Origin of the sequence: Mucilaginibacter angelicae (assembly GCF_042434235.1) — a bacterium.
GTDB classification, from domain to species: Bacteria; Bacteroidota; Bacteroidia; order Sphingobacteriales; family Sphingobacteriaceae; genus Mucilaginibacter; species Mucilaginibacter angelicae.
On record NZ_JBHLTS010000039.1, the window covers coordinates 1 to 952 of the forward strand.

The 952-nt window shown below is 40.3% G+C and carries 1 protein-coding gene; it reads left to right on the top strand.

Annotated elements, in window-relative coordinates:
• The coding region (locus ACFFGT_RS19190) for an IS1595 family transposase (protein ID WP_377024132.1) at positions 1 to 936 on the top strand (936 nt) is incomplete at its 5' end.
• Positions 937 to 952 lie beyond the last annotated feature (16 nt).

Genomic DNA, 952 nt, shown 5'->3' on the forward strand with positions numbered 1-952 from the left:
AGGGTAATAGCCTATGAAAAGACAGATAAAATAAGTATATTTATGGAAATGAATATCTTAGAATTAATTAAGAAGTACCCCGATCAGGAAACTTGCATAGGTTATCTGGAGACATTGAGGTGGCAAAATAAACCGGAATGTCCTTATTGCAAAAGCAAACAATGCAGTAAGCGACATCAAACCCATCGATATCAATGCAACAGCTGTAATCGAAGCTATAGCGTTTTGGTGGGGACTATTTTTGAGAGTACTAAACTGCCGCTTCCTCAATGGTTTCTGGCAATTACGCTAATATTAAATGCAAAAAAGGGTTTATCATCACGCCAGTTAAGCAGGGACCTGGGAGTAAACCGCAATACCGGCTGGTATTTGCAGATGCGGATACGTAAAGCGATGCAGGAAGGTGAAGACGGCGGGCTTTTTAAAGGTATAGTTGAGATAGATGAAACTTACCTTGGAGGTGCCAAGGCAAACCACTCAAAGAAAAAACGACAGGCAAGACGCGATAGCGGCCAGCAAATCACCGGCATGGAAGATAAACAACCAGTTATAGGGATTTTAGAACGGGCGGGGCGCATAAAACTGCAAATCATTGAGAAAGCACATGGTAAAACAATGAAGCCTATTATCGAGCAAACAGTAGAAGAGGAAGCAACAATTGTTACAGATGGCTTTGGCGGATATGCCGGTTTGGGAAAGACATTTAAAGAGCACCAGGTGCTTAATAAAGAAAAGGAAGAATACGTGAGAGATCAGTATCATACCAATACGATCGAAGGATTTTGGACGCTGTTGAAGCGAGGGATTTATGGTCAGTATCATAAAGTATCATCCAGGCATCTACAAGCTTACCTGGATGAATTTACTTTCAAATACAATCATCGTGACAATCGATCTATTTTTGATTTGTTAATCAATAAAATTTCCGCTGTCTAATGATAGGCTATTACTC